This is a genomic window from Streptomyces guryensis (assembly GCF_021261325.1).
GTDB lineage: Bacteria > Actinomycetota > Actinomycetes > Streptomycetales > Streptomycetaceae > Streptomyces > Streptomyces guryensis.
In genome coordinates, this window is sequence record NZ_JAJSBI010000005.1 from 184,129 (window position 1) to 203,634 (window position 19,506).

The 19,506-nt window shown below is 72.7% G+C and carries 16 protein-coding genes; 7 read left to right on the forward strand and 9 right to left on the reverse strand.

Going from position 1 to position 19,506, the window contains the following annotated elements; genetic code table 11:
• Positions 1-63: 63 nt before the first annotated feature.
• Positions 64-2,511, forward strand: coding sequence for a SpoIIE family protein phosphatase (locus LJ657_RS12695; RefSeq protein WP_232648654.1), 2,448 nt, complete (start codon positions 64-66; stop codon positions 2,509-2,511).
• Here the strand turns inward: LJ657_RS12695 and LJ657_RS12700 are convergent.
• Positions 2,501-2,953: a MarR family winged helix-turn-helix transcriptional regulator gene (locus LJ657_RS12700; protein WP_232648655.1), complete on the reverse strand. Its 453-nt coding sequence runs from the start codon at positions 2,951-2,953 to the stop codon at positions 2,501-2,503. The genes LJ657_RS12695 and LJ657_RS12700 overlap by 11 nt on opposite strands.
• A gap of 175 nt (positions 2,954-3,128) precedes the next feature.
• Here LJ657_RS12700 and LJ657_RS12705 point away from each other — a divergent pair, with 175 nt between their 5' ends.
• The 4 genes from LJ657_RS12705 (at position 3,129) to LJ657_RS12720 (ending at position 6,303) form a co-directional block, all read left to right on the forward strand.
• Positions 3,129-4,097, forward strand: coding sequence for an alpha/beta hydrolase (locus LJ657_RS12705; protein ID WP_232648656.1), 969 nt, complete (start codon positions 3,129-3,131; stop codon positions 4,095-4,097).
• A 121-nt stretch (positions 4,098-4,218) separates the two neighbouring features.
• Positions 4,219-4,398, forward strand: a complete 180-nt coding sequence (locus LJ657_RS12710; RefSeq protein WP_232648657.1) for a hypothetical protein — start codon at positions 4,219-4,221, stop codon at positions 4,396-4,398.
• Between the two features lie 721 nt (positions 4,399-5,119).
• Positions 5,120-5,503, forward strand: coding sequence for a sugar nucleotide-binding protein (locus LJ657_RS48555; RefSeq protein ID WP_308117026.1), 384 nt, complete (start codon positions 5,120-5,122; stop codon positions 5,501-5,503).
• Entirely contained in the window at positions 5,500-6,303 is an 804-nt protein-coding gene (locus LJ657_RS12720) for a class I SAM-dependent methyltransferase (protein ID WP_232648658.1), read from the forward strand. The genes LJ657_RS48555 and LJ657_RS12720 overlap by 4 nt, the downstream gene beginning before the upstream one ends.
• 459 nt (positions 6,304-6,762) lie before the next feature.
• Here the strand turns inward: LJ657_RS12720 and LJ657_RS12725 are convergent, their stop codons facing one another.
• Positions 6,763-8,727, reverse strand: a complete 1,965-nt coding sequence (locus LJ657_RS12725; protein ID WP_232648659.1) for a glycosyltransferase family 2 protein — start codon at positions 8,725-8,727, stop codon at positions 6,763-6,765.
• A 561-nt stretch (positions 8,728-9,288) separates the two neighbouring features.
• Between LJ657_RS12725 and LJ657_RS12730 the strand changes: the two genes are divergently transcribed.
• Positions 9,289-9,789, forward strand: a complete 501-nt coding sequence (locus tag LJ657_RS12730; RefSeq protein WP_232648660.1) for a metallophosphoesterase family protein — start codon at positions 9,289-9,291, stop codon at positions 9,787-9,789.
• 70 nt (positions 9,790-9,859) lie between these two features.
• On the forward strand, positions 9,860-11,287 hold the full coding sequence (locus tag LJ657_RS12735; RefSeq protein ID WP_232648661.1) for an MFS transporter: 1,428 nt from the start codon (positions 9,860-9,862) through the stop codon (positions 11,285-11,287).
• A gap of 307 nt (positions 11,288-11,594) precedes the next feature.
• Here the strand turns inward: LJ657_RS12735 and LJ657_RS12745 are convergent, their stop codons facing one another.
• From LJ657_RS12745 to LJ657_RS12775, 7 genes are all read right to left on the reverse strand, one after another.
• Entirely contained in the window at positions 11,595-12,194 is a 600-nt protein-coding gene (locus LJ657_RS12745; protein ID WP_232648662.1) for an SRPBCC family protein, read from the reverse strand.
• 18 nt (positions 12,195-12,212) lie between these two features.
• Positions 12,213-13,313, reverse strand: coding sequence for an XdhC family protein (locus LJ657_RS12750; protein ID WP_232648663.1), 1,101 nt, complete (start codon positions 13,311-13,313; stop codon positions 12,213-12,215).
• Complete coding sequence (locus LJ657_RS12755; protein ID WP_372487909.1) at positions 13,306-14,523, reverse strand: vWA domain-containing protein; 1,218 nt, start codon at positions 14,521-14,523, stop codon at positions 13,306-13,308. Before LJ657_RS12755 ends, LJ657_RS12750 begins: the two co-directional genes overlap by 8 nt.
• 266 nt (positions 14,524-14,789) lie before the next feature.
• Positions 14,790-15,647, reverse strand: coding sequence for an AAA family ATPase (locus LJ657_RS12760; RefSeq protein WP_372487910.1), 858 nt, complete (start codon positions 15,645-15,647; stop codon positions 14,790-14,792).
• 75 nt (positions 15,648-15,722) lie between these two features.
• Positions 15,723-16,577 carry an FAD binding domain-containing protein gene (locus LJ657_RS12765; protein WP_232648664.1) on the reverse strand — a complete coding sequence of 285 codons (855 nt, stop codon included), beginning with the start codon at positions 16,575-16,577 and terminating at the stop codon, positions 15,723-15,725.
• Entirely contained in the window at positions 16,574-18,937 is a 2,364-nt protein-coding gene (locus LJ657_RS12770; protein WP_232648665.1) for a xanthine dehydrogenase family protein molybdopterin-binding subunit, read from the reverse strand. The genes LJ657_RS12765 and LJ657_RS12770 overlap by 4 nt, the downstream gene beginning before the upstream one ends.
• The gene (locus LJ657_RS12775) at positions 18,934-19,404 is read right to left on the reverse strand and encodes a (2Fe-2S)-binding protein (RefSeq protein ID WP_232648666.1); all 471 of its coding nucleotides are present in this window, start codon (positions 19,402-19,404) and stop codon (positions 18,934-18,936) included. Before LJ657_RS12775 ends, LJ657_RS12770 begins: the two co-directional genes overlap by 4 nt.
• Positions 19,405-19,506 lie beyond the last annotated feature (102 nt).

The window sequence follows — 19,506 nt, forward strand, 5'->3', positions numbered from 1 at the left end:
ATGGCCTCCACGGAATGCTCACAGGGGCTGCGCAGGCGTCCCATACGCGCTGTAATTGCGGACGTGGTCAGTGAGGGCGCCGAGACACGCAGAACGAGGACTCTGCGTGCCGAAGACGCCCTGAAAGCGCTCACGTCCGGTCCCGCCCCACCCGAACGGGTGCGCCGGGTCCTGGAACAGGCGCTGGTCTTCGCCGGGGCGGCGTTCGCCGCCGTCTACACACCGGAGGAGGACGGCGACCTGCTGTGCCTGGTCGAGTCGGCGGGCGTACCGAGGACGCTGTTCGGGCTGCGCGACAGCTACCCGCGCTCCGGCGGCTCCCCGGTGGCCGACAGCCACCGCACCGGGAGCCCGGTGTGGCTCGGCCCGGAGGAACTGGCGCAGGACGCCGAGGCACGGCGGACGCCGCCGCGGGACTTCTTCCTGGCGGCGCTGCCCGCTCGCGGGGGCGACGGCGGCGGTTGCCTGCTGGCCGTCAGCGAGCGGCCCGACGGCTTCGACACCGAGGACCGCAAGTGCCTGGAGCTCATCGCCGACGCCGTCGGCTGCCCCGCCCCCGCCCCCTCCACCGAGGGCAGCGAGCTGCCGGCCGACGCGTTCAGCCTCGCCATGGACAGCGGCCGGGTCGAGGTCGGCGACGACATCCTGGAGCTGTTCGCCCTCACCCGTGCCGAGTTCGACGGCAGGGTCGAGATCCTGCTGGGCCTGACGGTGCCGGAGGACCTGCCCTCGCTGATGTCCGTGGTCGAGGCCGACCACATGTCCATCGGCGACCGCGAGCTGGAGTTCCGGGTGCTGCAGCCCGCCGGCCCGCCCAAGTGGCTGCGGCTGCGCGGGCGTCTGCTGCCCGGCGGCGAGGGCCGGCCCGCCACCCTCGTGGGTACGGTCGCCGACGCCTCCAAGCTGCGCTCCGAGGTCACCGACGTGGCCCGAGTCCAGCGCCTCGCGGCCACGCTCGCCACCGCCGGCACCGTCCGCGACGTCAGCCAGGCCGTCGTCTCCGCCCTGCGCAAGCCGCTGCAGGCCGACCGGATCGCGCTCGCCGAACTGGAGGGGGACCGGCTCGTCGTCACGGTCCTCGACCCGGCCGAACCGGAGTCCTGGCCCGAGCTGTGGCGCCTGGAGTGGCGCACCGAGTGGCCCGACGCTCCCGTGCGCGCCATGCCCACCCTGGCCGCCGCCCTGCGCGAGGGCCGCGCCCGCATCTGGCCCGCCGGCACCCCACTGGAGCCCGCCCTCGCCGAGGTCGGCCCGGGCGGACTGGCCGTCCTCCCGCTGCCCGCCGGCAACCGCATGGCCGGCGCCTGTCTGATCGGCTGGGACGCCCCGCACGACTTCGGCCCCGACGAACGCGCCCTGCTCACCGCCTCCGCGGGACTGGCCGGCCAGGCGCTGATGCGCGCCCACGCCTTCGACGCCGAACACGAACTCGTCGGCATGCTCCAGCGCCAGCTGCTGCCGCGCCGTCTGCCCAAGCTGCCCGGAGCGGTCGCCGTCGCCCGCTATCTGCCCACCACGGCCGGTCTGGAGGTCGGCGGCGACTGGTACGACGTGATCCCGCTGCCCGACAATCACGTCGCCCTCGTCATCGGCGACGTCCAGGGCCACAACGCGAGCGCCGCCACCCTCATGGGCCAGATGCGCACCGCGCTGCGCGCCTACGCCGTCGAGGGCCACCCGCCGGACGTGGTCGTCTCCCACGCCAACCGGCTCCTGACGGACATGGAGACCGACCTCTTCGCCACCTGCTGCTATGTCGACGTCGACATGGAGGAGGGCTCCGCCTGGTACGTCCGCGCGGGCCATCTGCCGCCGGTGCTGCGCCACCCGGACGGCAGCACCGAGGTGCCCGAGTCGGACGGCGGGCCGCCGCTCGGCGTGGTCGCCCAGGCCGACTTCCCGATGAGCGCGCTCCGCCTGCAGCCCGGCACGGTCGTCGCCCTCACCACGGACGGGCTCGTCGAGTCCGCCGAGGCCGACATCGACGACGGCATGGAGCGCCTCGCCCAGGAACTGTCCGCATCCGACCCCGCCCACCTCGGCCTGGTCGCGGACGCCCTCCTCGGCAGCGCCCGGCGCAGCGACGACGTCGCCCTGCTCCTGCTGCGCTACGACGGCATGGCGCTGCGTCCGCTGCGCGAGAGCTGGACGGTCTGGCGCGTCCCCGAGGCGGTCGGACACACCCGCCGCTTCACCCGCCGCACCCTCCGCGCCTGGGGCGTGACCCGGGACGACATGGACGCCGTACTCCTCGTCGTCTCCGAACTCGTCACCAACGCCCTGGTGCACACCGACGGCCAGGTCCGCCTCGACCTCATGCTTCTCGACAACCGCCTGCGGGTCTCGGCCGCCGACTCCTCGCCGCGCACCCCTGTGAAGCCGACCAGCATCGGCTGGGAGGCCACCGGCGGCCGCGGCATTCTCCTCGTCGAGGCCATGTCGGAGGCATGGGGGACAGTGCCGGTCAGCGGTGGCAAACAGGTGTGGGCGGAGCTCGGGCTCAGTCCGTGACGTTGGCGGTGATCAGGCGCAGTAGCTGTTTGGCCAGGGTGTCCTGCTCCGGGGTCAGGCCCATGGCGTCACCGATGGCCAGGGGGACCTGGCCCGCCCGCTCCCGCAGCCGATGGCCGCCCTCGGTGAGGCGGAGGGCGACCGACCGCTCGTCGTCGACGCGCCGTTCGCGGCGCAGCAGCCCGTTCGCCTCCAGTCGCTTCAGCAGCGGAGACAGGGTGCTGGACTCCAACTGGAGCGCGGCCCCCAGGTCACGCACGGAGATCGAGTCCTGCTCCCAGAGCACCAGCATGACCAGGTACTGCGGGTACGTGAGGCCGAGTTCGTCCAGCAGCGGGCGGTAGCGCGCGGTGACGGCGCGGGAGGCGGCGTACAGGGCGAAGCAGAGCTGGTCGTCAAGGAGGAGCGAGCCCTCGCTCGGTTCCGCTGCGGCTGGGCTCACGGTGTGGCTCCCGGTTGCTGTCCTGTGCACGGCGATCACCAGCCTATCGTTCGGGTCCGTTCGATTATATCGAGCGCAAATAGATACTGCACGTATTAGTTGTGTGCGATTTAATCGTGCACTACTCTCCCCATGGTGTGCCGCACTCCGCGGCACCCGATCCGAGGAGTCCGTCATGACCGGCGCCACCGCACCCCGCCCCGTCCTCGAACCCGCCGCCCAGGCCTTCGCCGAGGCCACCGCCAATCCGCCCTATCTGTTCGATCTCGGCCCGGCCGAGGGCCGCAAGGCCGTCGACGAGGTGCAGTCCGGCGAGATCGAGAAGCCCGCGGTCGACGAGGAGTGGATCAGCGTCCTCGGCGGTCCCACCGGCCAGGTCCGCGCCCGCATCGTCCGCCCCCTTGGGGCAACCGGCGCCCTCCCGGTGATCGTCTACATCCACGGCGCGGGCTGGGTCTTCGGCAACGCCCACACCCACGACCGGCTGGTGCGCGAACTCGCCGTCGGCACCGGCGCCGCGGTCGTCTTCCCCGAGTACGACCTCTCGCCCGAGGCCCGCTATCCGGTCGCCATCGAGCAGAACTACGCGGTCGCGAAGTGGGTCGTCGAGCAGGGGGCCTCCAAGGGCCTGGACGGCTCACGCATCGCCGTGGCCGGTGACTCCGTCGGCGGCAACATGACCGCCGCCCTGACCCTGATGGCCAAGCAGCGCGGCGACGTTCCGCTGGTCCAGCAGGTGCTCTTCTACCCGGTGACCGACGCGAGCTTCGACACCCCGTCCTACCACCAGTTCGCCGAGGGCTACTTCCTGCGCCGGGACGCCATGCAGTGGTTCTGGGACCAGTACACGACGGACGAGGCGGAGCGCGCCCAGATCACCGCGTCGCCGCTGCGGGCCTCCACCGAGCAGCTCACCGGTCTGCCGCCCGCCCTCGTCGTCACCGGTGAGGCCGACGTCCTGCGCGACGAGGGCGAAGCCTACGCGAACAAGCTGCGCGAGGCGGGCGTCCCGGTCACCGCGGTCCGCTACCAGGGCATCATCCACGACTTCGTGATGCTTGAGGCCCTGCGCCGGACCCACGCCGCTCAGGCCGCCATCACCCAGGCGATCGGCACCCTTCGCGGAGCGCTGGGCACGGCCTGAGCGTCGAACTGGGGACTGTCCGGGGCAGGTTCCTGTGCCCGCCGGCCGCGTACGGCGTTTGGCCGGGGTGTCGAAGGGGACCCGTTCGGCAGGTACTGAAGCAGAAGGAAGATGAGCCGCCGTGACGCCGCAGACCACTGACAAGCCCGTGATCCGTCGACCGGAGACCGGTTGGGCGAGGGCCCGGCGGCTGCGGGGCAAGGGCGTACTGCGCACCTGCGTTCCGGCGGTTCTCGAACAGGGCACCACCCGAACGGACCAGCTGTGCCCGGAGGGGAACATCGTGCGGGGCGAGGACTGATCCACCGGCGCGTCACCCGCGCCGGCTCATCGGTCGCGATCCCATTCCGAGGGATCGCGACTTGGTGAGCAAAGACCTGGCGAAGCAGATGAAGGCACACGCACCCATCGGCCGAACAGCCCGTGCCCGTGTCCGTCGCCAACGAGCCCGTCCTCTTCCGCGGGTTGGAATTTGCCGCGGCCGGCACCACCGAGGCCGGCGTCATCGTCGAGGCGGCAGCGCCCTCGGCCAGGTCGTGGGCCTGGAGGAGAAACAAGGACACCGGGAACGTCGTCGACACGGCCGCTGAGCCGGTCCGGCGCGGCGAGGACGTCGTGTGGCTGGATCGCGCGGCTCTCGGCATCACCCAACAGAACCCCGTCGAGGGGGCGTTGGGCGGCCACCGCCACGCCCCAGTCGTCAACTGCGCCCCGTGCACGGCCGGTCGACGACGCCGAGTCCGACTGGGAACGGGCCCTCCGGATCAACGGCGACCGAGCCCGCGGTCTCGCCCGCCCCTGCGCGGCCCACGGCGCCGCCTGATCCACATCTCCACCGACCTGCGTCTTGGCCGCGACACTGCTACCCCGTATTCCGCGGATCATGCCGCCGCTCCGCGCACCGCCTACGGCCGGACGAACTCTCCGGCGGGCCTGCCGTGGCCGAGGAGCTTCCCACATCGAGCGCAATCGTGCGAACGGCTTGGCTCTAGGGCGTTTACGGGCGTAGTTTCGTCCGCACGATGATCGACCTGGAGTCCCGCCGCGACGCTCTCGACGTCGTCGACGACCAGCGCGGGCAGCCCATGTGGAGCGCGGACGTCGCCGCACGCCTCGCCGACCTCGGCCCGCACGCGGGCCGGGGCGCGAGTGGTGTCTTCCATGCCACCAGCTCCGGCGAGGCCTCCTGGTACGAACTGGCCCGAGAGGTCTTCACCGGCCCGGGCACGGACCCCGACCGGGTGCGGCCCGTGGGCAGCGGGGCCTTCCCGCGCCCCGGGCCCCGCCCCGAGTACGGCGTCCTCGCCCACGATCGCCGGCAGGAGCCGGGTCTGCCGCCGCTGCGCGACCGGCGATCCGCCCTGTACGAAGCACTTCCCCCGATCCGCAAGGAGTCCCCTGCGTGAAACGCCATGAGTTCCTGCGGGGCCTGCACAAGGCCACCGCCAACCGCAACTACCTGGAGATCGGAGTCAACGACGGCCGCAGTCTCACGCTGTCCCGCGTCCCCAGCATTGCGGTCGACCCCGCCTTCAAGGTGGTCACGGAGGTCCGGTGCGACGTCCACCTGGTGAAGGCCACCAGTGACGACTTCTTCGCCCGCGACAACCCCCTCGCCCATCTCAAGGGCGGCCGCCACCCCCTGCGCAACCTGCGCCGGGGCCGCAGCCCGTTCGGCTACTGGCGGCGCACCACGCTCGACCTGGCGTTCATCGACGGCATGCACCTCTTCGAGTACGCGCTGCGGGACTTCATCAACATCGAGAAGCACTCCGACTGGTCCAGTGTGATCGTCTTCGACGACATGCTGCCGCGCAGCATCGACGAGGCGGCCCGCGACCGGCACACCAATGCCTGGACCGGCGACGTCTACAAGGTCATCGAGATTCTGAACCGCTACCGGCCCGACCTGGTGACCGTCCTCGTCGACACCGCGCCCACCGGCCAGCTGATCGTCTTCGGTGCGGACCCCGAGAACACCGTACTGAAGGACAAGTACGACGAGATCATCGCCGAGTTCGAGGTGCCCGACCCGCAGAAGGTGCCCGAGGCGGTCCTGGAGCGGGTGAAGGCGGTCAAGCCGGAAACTTTCCTGGAGGCCGACTTCTGGCGCCCGCTGGCCCGCGCCCGCGGTCGCGGTCTCGGCCGCTCCCGCGGCTGGGAACCGCTGCGCAAGGCCCTGGAAGGCCTGACGGCCGACCGCTGAACGGCCGGCCGCGAACTTTCTCGTAACGGGCGGTGCAGGCCTCGTACGGCGGCAGCAGCCCGGTCCGCCGGGCCTCTGCCGACGACGGCGCCTGCGCGTCCTTCGGCGACGGCACCTCAGCGATGCCCTCAGGCCGGGCGATGCCCAAGCCGGGCCGAGGGGCGCACGCCGTGTTCAGGCCCCGGCGCGCACCCCGTCGAGCGGACCTCTGTGTGCCGGGCGTCGGAGTCGCGGCGCACCCCGCCGCCCCACCGCGAAGGCGGACGAGCCGAGACCGGGCAGTCGGCCGGCGCGCGCGACGGGCCGTAGCCGGTGGCCTCGCGGAACTCCTCGCCGCGGGGCCGGTCGTCCAAGCTGCCCCGCTCGTCGGGGAAGGCGCGCGCGACGGGCCGTAGCCGGTGGCCTCGTCTCTGCGGCTCCAGCGCCCGCGTGCCCGCTATGTTCAGAGATTGTACGTTTTCACGCCTTTTGGGCCTTGGCTGCCCGGGAAGCCGCGCGCCGTCTGAGGACCGCGGCGAGCGCACGCCGCGCCCTGCGGGCCAGCCGCCGTACGGCCGAGGGCCTGGGAGTCCGTACAACCTTGATCGAGTCAGTGTCCGCGCGCAGGGCGAGCGGCAGCGGCAGGAAGCGTGGCTCGGCGGCGTCCGGGGCCGCGCACAGAGCGGTCCGCCAGGTCGCGCCGCTGAGGTCCGCGACGTTCGGGGCGACCTCCAGCAGGGCCGCGTCCCCGGCCGGGGACAGTGTGCCGGCCACGTCCACCGCCGCCGGCCTGTCGGGCGAGGTCAGCCTCAGCAGCACGGGCGTCGCGGCCGGGACGTGCAGCGGCAGGGGCGCGCGCAGCAGGCCCCGCGAGACGCTCACGGCCTCGGGGTCGAGCCTGCTGAGGCCCACGCGCTGGTTCGCCCGGTCGACGTCCAGGGAGAGATTGCCGTGCTGGTCGGTCCAGTACGGCAGGACCACCCGCCCGCCCACGACCCCCGCGGACGTGGCGGCTCGGGCCTTGCGTGGGCCCGGGCCCACGCGGGACGTCTTGCTCCAGCCACCCAGCCTGACGCGGGCGTACGTGTCCCACAGCCCGGCGCGCAGCGGCGCGCCGTCCACCGCGGCGGCCGGGTCGACAGTGGCCGTCGCACGCAGCACCAGTCGCACCTGCCCGCTGTCCTCGACCGGCACGATCTCCCGGGTGACCTCGATGGGCTGGAAGTACTGGGCGGCGCTTGAGCGTTCGCGCACCAGCAGGTCCACGGCGGCCTGTCCGAACCGGGCGACGGTGTCGGCACCCACCCAGGCAATCGCCTCGCCGAGGTCCTTCGGCGGGCCGTCCAGCCGGGTGCGGACCCCGCCGCCGGGGAACGTCAGCGCCGCACCGCCCGCCGCGAGCTCGGCGGCGAAGTCGAAGCGCAGCCTGCCGTCCTGCCACTCGACGGTCCCGGGCCGGGCCGAGAGGCCGAGCCCGGTCTCCCACTCGGCGAAGGCCACCACGTCGTCGTACCGGTCGGCGGCGACGAGCGCGGCCACGACCTGCTGCGTCGGCTGCAGTCCGGCGGCGACACCGGGGCCGAAGCGCTCGACGACGACCTGGCGGATCTCCTCGAACTGCTTGCGCCGGTGGTCGTCCGGCTGGGCGAGGAGACGGTTGCCGCGCAGCCGCTCCACCATCTCCACGCGCAGCCAGCGCCGGTGCAGGCTGTCGCGCACCTCGCCCGGCTCGGTGTACTGGTCGACGACGTCCAGCGCCTCCCGCAGGTTCTTGAAGTACCCGACCGGGTCGAACTGTTGGAAGCCCGCGTTGGAGGAGTCGTCGCGCCGGATGTGGTAGTAGCAGACGTAGTCGCCGATCACCGACACGTTGGCCGCGCGCAGATACGCCTCCGTCACGAAGACGTGGTCCTCCAGGCGCCGTCTGCCCTCGGGGAAGCGCAGGCCGATCTCGTCGAGGAAGGCCCGGCGGAACATCTTGTGCGGGGTGAGGCTGTCGATGAGCGGGGCGTCCCGCACAGTGGCCCGCGGCCGGTTGCGGCGGAAGAGCTCCACCGGCACCCCGCGGCCCTGGCCGGCCATCTTGCCGACGACGACGTCGGCGCCGTTGGCCACCCCGTAGCCGTACATCCGGTCCAGGGCCTCGTCGCCCAGGCGGTCGTCGTTGTCGACGAACATGACGTACTCGCCCTGTGAGGCGGCGATGCCGACGTTGCGCGGCTTGCCAGACCAGCCGGAGTTCTCCTGGTGGATCACCCGGACCCTGGGCTCCTGCGCGGCAAGCGCGTCGAGCCGGGCCGGCGTCCGGTCGGTGGAGCCGTCGTCGACGAAGATCACTTCGTACTCGTCGGGTGGCAGGGACTGCTTCAGCAACGAGGTGATGCAGTCCTCGATGTAGGGCCCCGGGTTGTAGACGGGGACGATGACGCTGACCTTGACCGGCATCGGGCTTCCGAGCCCCCTCGGGTCGCTCGCCGAATGTGTGGGTACGGTGGCCAGATGCTATCTCCGCCGGGGGCTCCGCCCCACTCCGGACCCTTCTCCGGGCGGTCCCCGGCGGCCGGGTCGGTCGCCTGGTGGCGATGCCCGTCCGCACGATCGGCGTGACCGGTGCCGTGGAAGACCCCCAGTTGCGCTTGGAGACGCTGATGTCCCCTGGGGGGACGGGCAGTTGGGCCACGATCACGTCCCAGCACTCGGTCGGTACGCCGCCGGACGGTGCGGCCCCGCATCAGGAGGACGGGCAGGCCGTGGGAGCGGAAGGCTTCGGCGAGTTCGGCCGTACGGGTGATGGCCCCGGCCCCGGTGTACAGCTCGACGGGCCCGGCGACGACGACGGCCTTGAGCCGATCATCACGAGCGCGGTACTCCCCGACCGGCACCGCCCCGGGGACGGCCCGGCGGCCGGTCCGCCCAGGTGGTGCGGCGTCGGCCGCAGGACCTCACCGACGCACCGGGCGGCACGCCCATCCCGCGGCGCCGACACCCTCTCTCTAGGCTGCCTGCGTGCGCGTTCTCCTGACGACCGACACCCACCTCCCCAAGCGCGCCAAGGAGCTGCCCGCCAGGCTCTTGGCTGAACTCCCGCGCGCCGACGTCGTGTTCCACGCCGGGGACTGGGTCGACACGGACACCCTCGACCTGCTTGAGGCCCGCTGCCGCAGAGTCGTCGGCGTGTACGGCAACAACGACGGGCCGGCGCTGCGTGCCCGGCTGCCCGAAGTGGCGTACGCCGAGCTGGGCGGGCTGCGCTTCGGGGTCGTGCACGAGACGGGCCCGGCGCAGGGCCGGGAGGCGCGCTGCGCTGCCCGGTTCCCCGACCTCGACGTGCTGGTCTTCGGGCACAGCCACATTCCCTGGGACACGACAGCCCCCGGCGGCCTGCGCCTGCTCAACCCCGGTTCCCCGACCGACCGGCGCCGGCAGCCCCACTGCACCTACATGACCGCCACCGTGGCCGACGGCCTGCTCAAGGACGTACTGCTGCACCGGCTGCCCCCGAGGTAGCCGCCGGTTTGGGGACAGCGGGGCAAGGGCACCCGGCAGCGTTGTCAGACCGTCCTGTTACCAAGGAACCATGACTGGATCACCGGCAACGCTTCTGCGGCGCGCGGTGAGCCCCGGACGGCACGAGGGCTCGCCGCGCACCGTACTGCTCGTCATGTGCGCCGGGTACTTCCTGGTGCTGCTCGACGTCACCGTCGTCAACGTCGCGCTGCCCGCCATCGGTGCGGGCCTCGGCACCGACATAGGCGGCCTCCAGTGGGTGGTGGACGGCTACGCGCTGGCGCTCGCCGCCCTCATGCTGACCAGCGGGACGGCCGGGGACCTGTACGGACACCGGCGCGTGGTGCTCGCCGGGCTCGTCGTCTTCGGCGCGGGCTCGCTGGCCTGCGGACTCGCCCCGGACGTGGCCGTGCTGACAGCCGCACGGGTGGTCCAGGGCGTGGGCGCCGCACTGCTGCTGCCGGGCACGCTGGCCATCATCAGCCGCGCGTTTCCCGACGGTTCGGCACGCGCCCGGGCGATCGGCGTCTGGGCCGGTATCGGAAGCCTGGCGCTGCCCGCCGGCCCGTTGCTCGGCGGCGCCCTCACCGAGGCTTTCGGCTGGCGGGCGATCTTCCTGCTGAACGTGCCGATCGTGCTCGTCGCCCTGGTGTGGTCCGCCGCGATCGTGCGGGAGAGCAGAGAGGAGCAGGCCCGGCGCCTGGACGTACCCGGAGTGCTGCTCGGCAGCCTCCTGCTGCTGGCGACGACGTACGCCTTCATCGAGGGCGGACGCGCGGGCGCCACCGCCCCGCAGGTGCTTGCGGCCGCGGGGCTCGCCGTCCTCGCCGTGCCGGCGCTGGCCGTCGCCGAACTGCGCCGCGGGGACGACGCGATGCTGCCCCTCCCGCTGCTGCGGCGACCCGCCTTCGACGCGGCGAACGTGGTGGCCGGGATCATGAACATGGGCACGCTCGGCACGCTCTTCGTGCTGATGCTGTTCCTCCAGTCGGTCCAGGACCGCTCCGCGCTGCTCGCGGGCGCGGCGGTGATACCGCTGTTCGCCCCGCTCGCCGTCATCGCGCCCTTCGGCGGACGCATCACCAGCCGGATCGGCTCCCGCCTGCCGGCCGCCGCGGGTCTGCTCGTGGCCACGGCAGGGCTCGCGCTCCTGGTCCTGGCCGCACCGCACTCCCCGTACCTCGTCCTGCTGCCCGCGTTCCTGCTGTGGGGCATCGGCATGGGTTTCCTGACCCCGGCGGTCGTGGCCGCGGCCATCTCGGCCGTCCCGCCCGAACGCTCGGGGTTGGCCTCCGCGATGAACAACACCGCACGTCAGACCGGTGGCGCGATAGGCATCGCGGTGGCGGGCGCGGTCGCCGGACAGCCCGGCGACGAGACACGGTTCGTACGGGGCTTCCACGCCGTCGCCCTCGGAGCCGCGGGCCTCTACGCGGCTGCCGCGGTGCTCGCTCTGCTCGTGCTGCCGGGCGCACTGGGTCCGGGTGGCGAGAAGTGATGGGAACAGCCACAGGATTCCGGGCCGCTCCATGAAGATCCTGCCCGCGCGGGCACGGGACGTCTTCCGTGAGGCGGTCGGTGCCGACGACGCGACCCGGGCGCGGGGCCGCGGCTGGGCCTCGCGGGATCGCTCCCCGTACCCGACGACCCCTTCTTCCGGGACCATCCGGCCCGGGCCACGGCAGCGCTGAAGCACCTGGAGGCGATCCTCGCGGACCACCGGAGCAACGGAGCCTGAGGGCGGTCAGCTCCGGAAAAGACTGATCCCGGGGATCAACTCCCCGGAAGACAGGTCCAGTAGGACATCAACCCCGCCGACACCGCCGTACCCGCGCGAACACGATCGCCACCACGACCACCGCCGCGACCGCCACCGCCGCCCGCTTGGCCACCGGCACCCCCGCCGTACGGAACAGGTCGAGGGGTTCACTCTCCTGCGGGGGCTGAGCCTCCGCTTCGGCAGGCTCGGCGATCCGCTCCGACAGGCACTGGGCGAACCGGCCGACGAGCCGGTCGCCCACCTCAGCCATCACACCGCGCCCGAACTGCGCCGGACGCCCGGTCACCGTCAGATCGGTCCGCACCGACACGGCCGTACCGCCGTCGCGCTCGGCCAGGCTGCCGGTCACCGTGGCGCGAGCGGTGCCCTGGCCGCGGGTCTCCCGGCCGCTCGCGGTCAGCACCACGCGGTGTGCGGTCTCGTCCTGCTCCTCGAAGACCGCGGTGCCCTTGTACGTCACGGTGATCGGGCCCACCTTGACCTTCACCGAACCGGTGACGGTCTTTCCGTCGTACTCCTCGACGGTCGCCCCGGGCATGCACGGTGCTATCCGCTCGATGTCGAGGAGCGTCCGCCAGGCGTCGTCGACCGGGACCGGCACGGTGAACTCGTGGTGCAGCTCCATGACTTCCTCCAACGGGCGTCATGTCGACGGATGGATGGTCCCTCCGGTGACGGTCAGCGGTGCGCCGCTGCCGCCCCAGCGCAGCGCGACGATCTCTGCGGCCACGGACACCGCGACCTCCTCGGGCGTACGGGCGCCGAGGTCGAGACCGACGGGGGAGCGCAGCCGGGACAGTTCGCTCTCGGCGAGCCCGGCGTCGAGCAGGCGTTTCATGCGGTCGTCGTGGGTGCGGCGGCTGCCCATCGCCCCGATGTAGGCGGCCGGCCGGCGCAGTGCCTCCTCCAGCAGGGGAACGTCGAACTTGGGGTCGTGGGTGAGGACACAGATCACCGTGCGTTCGTCGGTGTCGGTGCCCCGGAGATAGCGGTGCGGCCAGTCGACGACCACCTCGACCGCGTCCGGGAAGCGTTTGGGGGTGGCGAACACCGGGCGGGCGTCGCACACGGTGACCCGGTAGCCGAGGAAGCTGCCGATGCGGGCGACCGCGGCCGCGTAGTCGATGGCACCGAAGACCAGCATGCGCGGCGGCGGCGCGAAGGAGTGCAGGAAGACGGTGACCGTGTCCTCGCGGCGCTCGCCGTGCGGGCCGTAGTGGCGCAACCCGGTCGCGCCCAGGGCGAGTTCGCCGCGCGCGTCGGCGGTGACGGCGACGTCCAGGCCGGTCGGGCCGAGCGTGCCGGACACCTCGTCGGGCCAGACGGCGAGGGTGGCCCCGATCGTCGCCGGCCCGTCCGTCACCGTCGCCACGGTCACCGGCCGGCCCGCGGCCACGGACTCCGCGACCGCGGCGAACCCCGGGTCGGTCTCCTGTGTGACGGGCCGGACCAGCAGCGTGATCTCACCGCCACAGGTGAGCCCGACCGCGAACGCGTCCTCGTCGCTGTAGCCGAAGGTCTCCAGGCGGGCCTCGCCGGTCTCGGCGACCTCCTGCGCGAGCTCGAAAACCGCGCCCTCGACACAACCCCCGGACACGCTCCCCACGACCTCGTCGCCGGGTCCCACCGCCATGGCCGCACCGGGATCGCGCGGTGCGCTGCGGCTCACCGCGACCACGGTCGCAAGGCCGAACGGGAGCCGGGCCGCGTACCACTCGCTCAGCGTCGGGAGAATCTCACGCACGATCGGCTCCTTCCACGGGCGCGGGGGCGGCCCCGCGCACCACCGCCGCCAGGCGCTCCAGTGCGGCCAGGCTGTGCCCCTCGACGAACGCGTCCACGCTCGGCAGCGCCGCCGCCATCCCGGCGGCCAGGGGTGCGTAACCGGGGCGCGCCTTGCGCGGATTGGCCCAGATCACGCGGTGCGCCAGCCGGTGCAGACGGCGCATCTGGGCGCCGAGCAGCTCCGGATCGCCACGCTCCCACCCGTCGGACAGCATCACCACGACCGCCCCGCGCGCCATGCCCCGCTGCCCCCAGCGGTCCAGGAACTCGCGCAGCAGCTCCCCGAGCCGGGTGCCGCCCCGCCAGTCCGGCACGGCTGCCGCGAGCGCCGCCATCGCCAAGTCCACGTCCCGGTGCGACAGTTCGCGGGTCACCCGGGTCAGTCGCGTGCCTACGGTGAACACCTCCGTACGGCTTCCACGGGCGGCGGCATGGGCGAACCGCAGCAGGGCGTCGGCGTACGGAGCCATCGAACCGCTGACGTCCACGAGCACGACGACCCGCCGAGGCCGGTCCGCCCGGGTGTGCCGCAGCAGCCGGGCCGGTTCCCCGCCGCGCTGCAGCAACTCCCGCACCGTCCGGTGCGGATCGACCTCCCCGCGCCGCGCCGGCCGCCGCCGGGCGGTCCGCCGTACCTCGCCCCTCAGCGCGAACGCGGCGAGCAGACGGCGCAGTTGGTCCCGCTCGGCGGCGTCCAGCCCGGCGACGTCGCGGTGGCGCAGGACCTCGGCGGAACTGGCGAGCGCTGCTGCGGGCGGCAGGGGCCGCTCCCCGTTGCGAGCGACCGTACGGGGCACCGGGCCCTCCCGTGCGACCAGCCGCAGCCGGGGCGGGCGTGGGGCGGTGACCGTCCGCCCAGCCGGCGCGGCGTCGCCGAAGCAGGCGGCGAACACCCGCTCGTATCGCTCCAGGTCGTCCCGCCCGCCGCACAGCGTCAGCCGCCCCGCCCAGTACACGTCCGCCCGCACCCCGGTGCGCAGCACGTCCACCGCCCGCAGAAAGGCGTGCACCCGCTCGGCACTCGCATCGACCCCGGCCGCCCGCAGGGCCCGGGCGAAGCCCAGGAGGGCGGCGTCGGCACGGGCGCCTGCGGCGGGCCGGGCGGGCGCGGCGACCGGACCGCCGGGCGACGCGCCCCCATGGGCAGTTCCGCCTTCCCGCCCCGGCACATCGACGCATCGGCCCCGCACATCAGCCGCGGGGGCGCGCCCGGTTTCCGGCTCGCGCCGTTCGGCGTGTCCGTTCGGCGCCTCGCGCCCACCTGCCTGCCGGGCCGGGGGCGTGCGTCCGTCGGTCTGCCGGCTCGGCGATTCGTGCCGGCCGGTCTGCCGGGCCCGTCCATCGCGCTCGTCCGACCGCCGGTCCCACGCTCCCCACCCGTCGGTCCGCCCCCGTCCCCCGCTTTCCGCCCACCCCGCACCGCCGCCCACTCCGCTCACGCCCCCCGGGCCGCGAGGACCGCCGCCAGATCGAGCCCGCGCGCCCGTTCCGTGTCCTCCCGGTACTTGAGGACCGAGCCCAATGTCGCCACGGCCAGCTCGGCGTCCACCTCGTTCGCGCCCAGCGCGTCCAGGGCCCGGGCCCAGTCGATCGTCTCGGCCACGCCCGGCGGCTTCAGCAGGTCCTGGGAGCGCAGCGCCTGCACCAGTGTGGTCACCTGCTCCGCCAGCCGTGCCGAGACGGCCGGCAACCGCCGCCGTACGATGGCCAGTTCGCGTGCGAAGCCCGGATGGTCGAACCAGTGGTACAGGCAGCGTCGCTTGAGCGCGTCGTGCACCTCGCGGGTGCGGTTGGAGGTCAGGACCACCACGGGCGGCACCTCGGCCCGCAGTGTGCCCAGCTCCGGGATCGTGACCGAGAACTCCGACAGCAGCTCCAGCAGGAAGGCCTCGAACTCGTCGTCGGCACGGTCGATCTCGTCCACCAGCAGCACCGACGGCTGCGTCTCCAGCGCCTTGAGCAGCGGCCGGGAGACCAGGAAGCGACGGTCGTACAGCTCGCCCTCGAGGCGGTCGGCGTCCTTGACGCCGGTCGCCTCGGCGGCCCGCAGATGCAGCAGCTGACGCGGGAAGTCCCAGTCGTACAGGGCCTGCGAGGCATCGATGCCCTCATGGCACTGCAACCGGATCAGCGGCGCGTCCAGCGCCCCGGCGAGAGCGGACGCGAGCGCTGTCTTGCCGACGCCCGCGTCGCCCTCGCAGAAGATCGGCCGGTGCAGCCGCAGGGCCAGGAAGCAGGCGGTCGCCAGCCCGTCGTCGACGAGGTACCCCGTCTCCTCCAGGCGGGCCCGCACCTGCTCCGGGCCGTCGATGTCCCCGGCCGGGTCGAGCCCGCCCGTGACCGGTTCCTGCTTGTGCGTGATCGGTCCTCACCCCATTCCGGCCGCGGCCAGCACCGCCCGCCTGGTGAGCACCCGCGCCAGGTGCTCGCGGTACTCCGGCGAGGCCGAGACGTCCTGCGACGGCCGGGTCCCCTCGGCCGCGGCCTCGGCGGCCCGCGTCACGGCCGCCGCGTCACCGGCACCGGACAGGGCGTCCTCGGTCTCCGAGGCGCGCAGCGGGGTCGAGCCCATGTTGGTCAGGCCGACCCGTGCCTCGGCGATGTGCCCGTCGTCACGCCGCACCAGTACGGCCACGCCGACCGTCGCCCAGGACTGCGCCACCTGGTGGAACTTCTCGTAGTGGAAGCCCCAGCCGTCCGCCTTCGGCACCCGCACCTCCACCAGGAGCTCGTCGGGTTCGAGTGCCGACTGCAGATAGTCGACGAAGAAGTCACGGGCGGGCAGCGTGCGCCGCCCCCGCGGCCCCTGCGCCACGAGTTCGCCGTCCAGGGCGAGTACCACGGCGGGCAGGTCGCCGGCCGGGTCGGCGTGTGCGAGGGAGCCGCCGAGGGTGCCCCGGTGCCGTACGGCGGGATCCGCGACGGTCGCCGTGGCGGACGCCAGCAGACCCGCGTGCCGGCGCACCAGCGGATCGTGGATGACGTCGTGGTGGGTGGTCATCGCGCCGATGACGAGCGTGTTCCCATCCTCGCGCACCCCGCGCAGCCCGGGGATGCGCCCGACGTCCACGACCAGCTCCGGGAAGGCCAGCCGCAGCCGCAGCAGCGGCAGCAGGCTCTGCCCACCGGCCAGCACCTTCGCCTCCTCGCCGGCGTCGGCGAGCACACGTACCGCCTCGTCCACGCTTGCCGGCCGGGCGTAGTCGAATGCCGGAGGGATCATGACCGGGCCTCCTTCACCGCTCGCCAGACCCGTTCGGGGGTGCAGGGCATGCGGACGTCCTGAACGCCCAGGGGGCGCAGCGCGTCCACGATCGCGTTGACGACGGCGGGCGTGGACGCGATCGTGCCCGCCTCGCCGACTCCCTTGACCCCCAAGGGGTTCGAGGTGGCCGGCGTCTCCGTCCGCTCGGTCACGAAGTCGGGCAGGTCCGGCGCCGACGGCACCAGGTAGTCGGCCATGGTGCCGGAGACCAGGTTGCCCTCGTCGTCGTACACGGCCTCCTCGTACAGCGCCTGCGCGATGCCCTGCGCGATACCGCCGTGCACCTGTCCCTCGACGATCATCGGGTTCACGACCTTGCCGACGTCGTCGACGCAGACGTAGGAGCGGATGTGTGTCTGCCCGGTCTCGGTGTCGACCTCGACCGCGCACAGGTGGGTGCCGTGCGGGTAGGAGAAGTTGTCCGGGTCGAGCAGGTGCTCGGCGTTGATGCTGGGTTCCATGCCGTCGGGCAGGTTGTGCGAGGAGAACGTCTCGAAGGCGATCTCCTGGATCGTTTTACGGGCGTCCGGGGAGCCCTTCACGGAGAAGACGCCGTTCGTGAACTCCAGGTCGTTCTCGCTGGCTTCCAGCAGGTGGGCGGCCACCTTCCGGGCCTTGTCGACCACCTTCTGCGCGGCGTGGTGGACGGCCGTCCCGCCCACCACGAGCGAGCGTGAGCCGTAGGTGTCCATCCCCTGCGGCACCAGCCTGGTGTCTCCGTGCACGACCTCGACGTCCTCGAACGGCACGCCCAGCACATCGGCGGCGATCTGGCTCCAGCTGGTCACATGGCCCTGCCCGTGCGGGCTGGTGCCGGTGACCACCTCGACCTTGCCGGTGGGCAGCATGCGGATGCTCGCCGCCTCCCAGCCGCCGGCCGCGTACCGCAGATCGCGCAGGACCCGGCTGGGCGCCAGCCCGCACATCTCGGTGTACGTCGACACGCCGATGCCGAGCCGGACGGTGTCGCCCCGGTGGTTGCGGTCCGCCTGCTCGGCGCGCAGCTTGTCGTAGTCGAACAGCGCGAGCGCCTTCTCGGTGGCGGCCTCGTAGTTGCCGCTGTCGTACGTCAGACCCGCGACGGACGTGTACGGGAACTCCTCGTGCCGGATCCAGTTCCGGCGCCGCACCTCCATCGGATCCAGGCCGAGCTCGGCCGCCAGGTCGTCCACGATCCGCTCGATGGCGAACGTCGCCTCCGGGCGTCCGGCGCCGCGGTAGGCGTCGGTGGGCGTGCGGGTCGTGAAGACGCCGGTGCAGGTGAAGTCGTAGGAGTCCATCTTGTAGATCGCCGGGTACATGAATGCGCCCAGGATCGGGATGCCCGGCGTGACGAGCATCAGATACGCGCCCATGTCGGCCAGCAGGTCGACCTTGAGGCCGAGCAGCTTGCCGTCGCGGTTCGCGGCGATCTCGACGTCCTGGATCATGCCGCGGCCGTGGTGGGTGGCCAGGTAGCCCTCGGAGCGGGACTCGGTCCACTTCATAGGACGCCCGGTCTTCCGTGCCACCGCGAGCGCGACGGCCTCCTCGCCGTACACCTGGAGCTTGGAGCCGAAACCGCCGCCCACGTCGGGGGCGACCACTCGCAGCTTGTGCTCGGGAATGCCCGTGACCAGCGCCATCATGACGCGCACGATGTGCGGGATCTGCGTCGCGGAGTAGAGCGTGTACTCGCCGGAGGCGGCGAGCGGGGTGACGACGACGGCGCGCGGCTCCATCGCGTTGGGGATGAGCCGCTGCTGGTGGTAGCGGCGCTTCAGGGTGATCTCGGCGCGTTGCCGTACGGAGTCGAAGTCCTCGCCCGTCTTCAGCGGCCAGACGTAGCAACGGTTGGTGCCCTTGTCGGAGTGGACCAGCGGGGAGTCCTCGGTGAGCGCTGCTTCCAGGTCCAGGACCGGCGGCAGCGGCTCGTAGTCGACCTCGATCGCCTCCAGGGCGTCGGCGGCCGTGTACCGGTCTCGGGCCACCACCACCGCCACCGGGTCGCCCGCGTAGCGCACCTCGTCGACCGCGACCGCGGGGTGGTCGGGCAGCACGATGTCCTCGGTCACCGGCCAGGCACAGGGGAGGGAGCCCAGTCCGTCCGCGAGGTCGCCGCCGCTGAAGGCGGCGATGACACCGGGGCGTTCCAGGGCCGGTGAGACGTCGATGCGCTCGATGCGGGCGTGCGCCATCGGGCTGCGCAGGATCGCCAGGTGGAGCAGTCCGTTGACGCTGATGTTGTCGGTCCAGTTGGTCTGCCCGGTGATCAGGCGGGCGTCCTCCTTGCGGGGCCGGGCGCGCCCGACCTCGCCTTCCACGGCCTGGTCGGTCATGCCGGGACCTCCTGCTCGGAGGCGGCCTGTACGGCCCGCACGATGTTCTGGTAGCCGGTGCAGCGGCAGAGGTTGCCCTCCAGGGCGTGGCGGATCTCCTCCGAGGTGGGATGCGGGTGCTCGCGCAGCAGATCGCGCGCGGCCATCAGCATCCCCGGGGTGCAGTAGCCGCACTGCAGGGCGTGCTTCTCGTGGAAGGCGCGCTGGAGGGCGGACAGCTCCCCGTCCTGGGCCAGCCCCTCGACCGTGGTCACCTCACCGCCGTCCGCCTGGACGGCGAGCACCGAGCAGCTCTTGACGCTGACGCCGTCCAGCTCCACCGTGCAGGCCCCACAGTTCGAGGTGTCGCAGCCGATGGGGGTGCCGGTCAGACCGAGGCGGTCGCGCAGGTAGTGGACCAGGAGGAGACGGGGTTCCACGTCGTCCTCGTACGTCGTGCCGTCCACCTTCACCGAGATGTGGGTCATGTGCCCTCCCAGGATCACGGGACGTGATGTACGTCACTCTATGACCGCTTCCCGGAGGGGGCGAGGGCAGCGGAGCCATTGGTTGAGCGTTAATCCGTTGCC

Bases quoted from the DNA above. Each gene is read 5' to 3' on its own strand.
- LJ657_RS12705 (WP_232648656.1), top strand. From the start codon at position 3,129: ATGACCGGCGCCACCGCACCCCGCCCCGTCCTCGAACCCGCCGCCCAG.
- LJ657_RS48555 (WP_308117026.1), top strand. From the start codon at position 5,120: ATGATCGACCTGGAGTCCCGCCGCGACGCTCTCGACGTCGTCGACGAC.
- LJ657_RS12725 (WP_232648659.1), bottom strand. From the start codon at position 8,727: ATGCCGGTCAAGGTCAGCGTCATCGTCCCCGTCTACAACCCGGGGCCC.
- LJ657_RS12735 (WP_232648661.1), top strand. From the start codon at position 9,860: ATGACTGGATCACCGGCAACGCTTCTGCGGCGCGCGGTGAGCCCCGGA.
- LJ657_RS12745 (WP_232648662.1), bottom strand. From the start codon at position 12,194: ATGGAGCTGCACCACGAGTTCACCGTGCCGGTCCCGGTCGACGACGCC.
- LJ657_RS12765 (WP_232648664.1), bottom strand. From the start codon at position 16,577: ATGATCCCTCCGGCATTCGACTACGCCCGGCCGGCAAGCGTGGACGAG.
- LJ657_RS12770 (WP_232648665.1), bottom strand. From the start codon at position 18,937: ATGACCGACCAGGCCGTGGAAGGCGAGGTCGGGCGCGCCCGGCCCCGC.
- LJ657_RS12775 (WP_232648666.1), bottom strand. From the start codon at position 19,404: ATGACCCACATCTCGGTGAAGGTGGACGGCACGACGTACGAGGACGAC.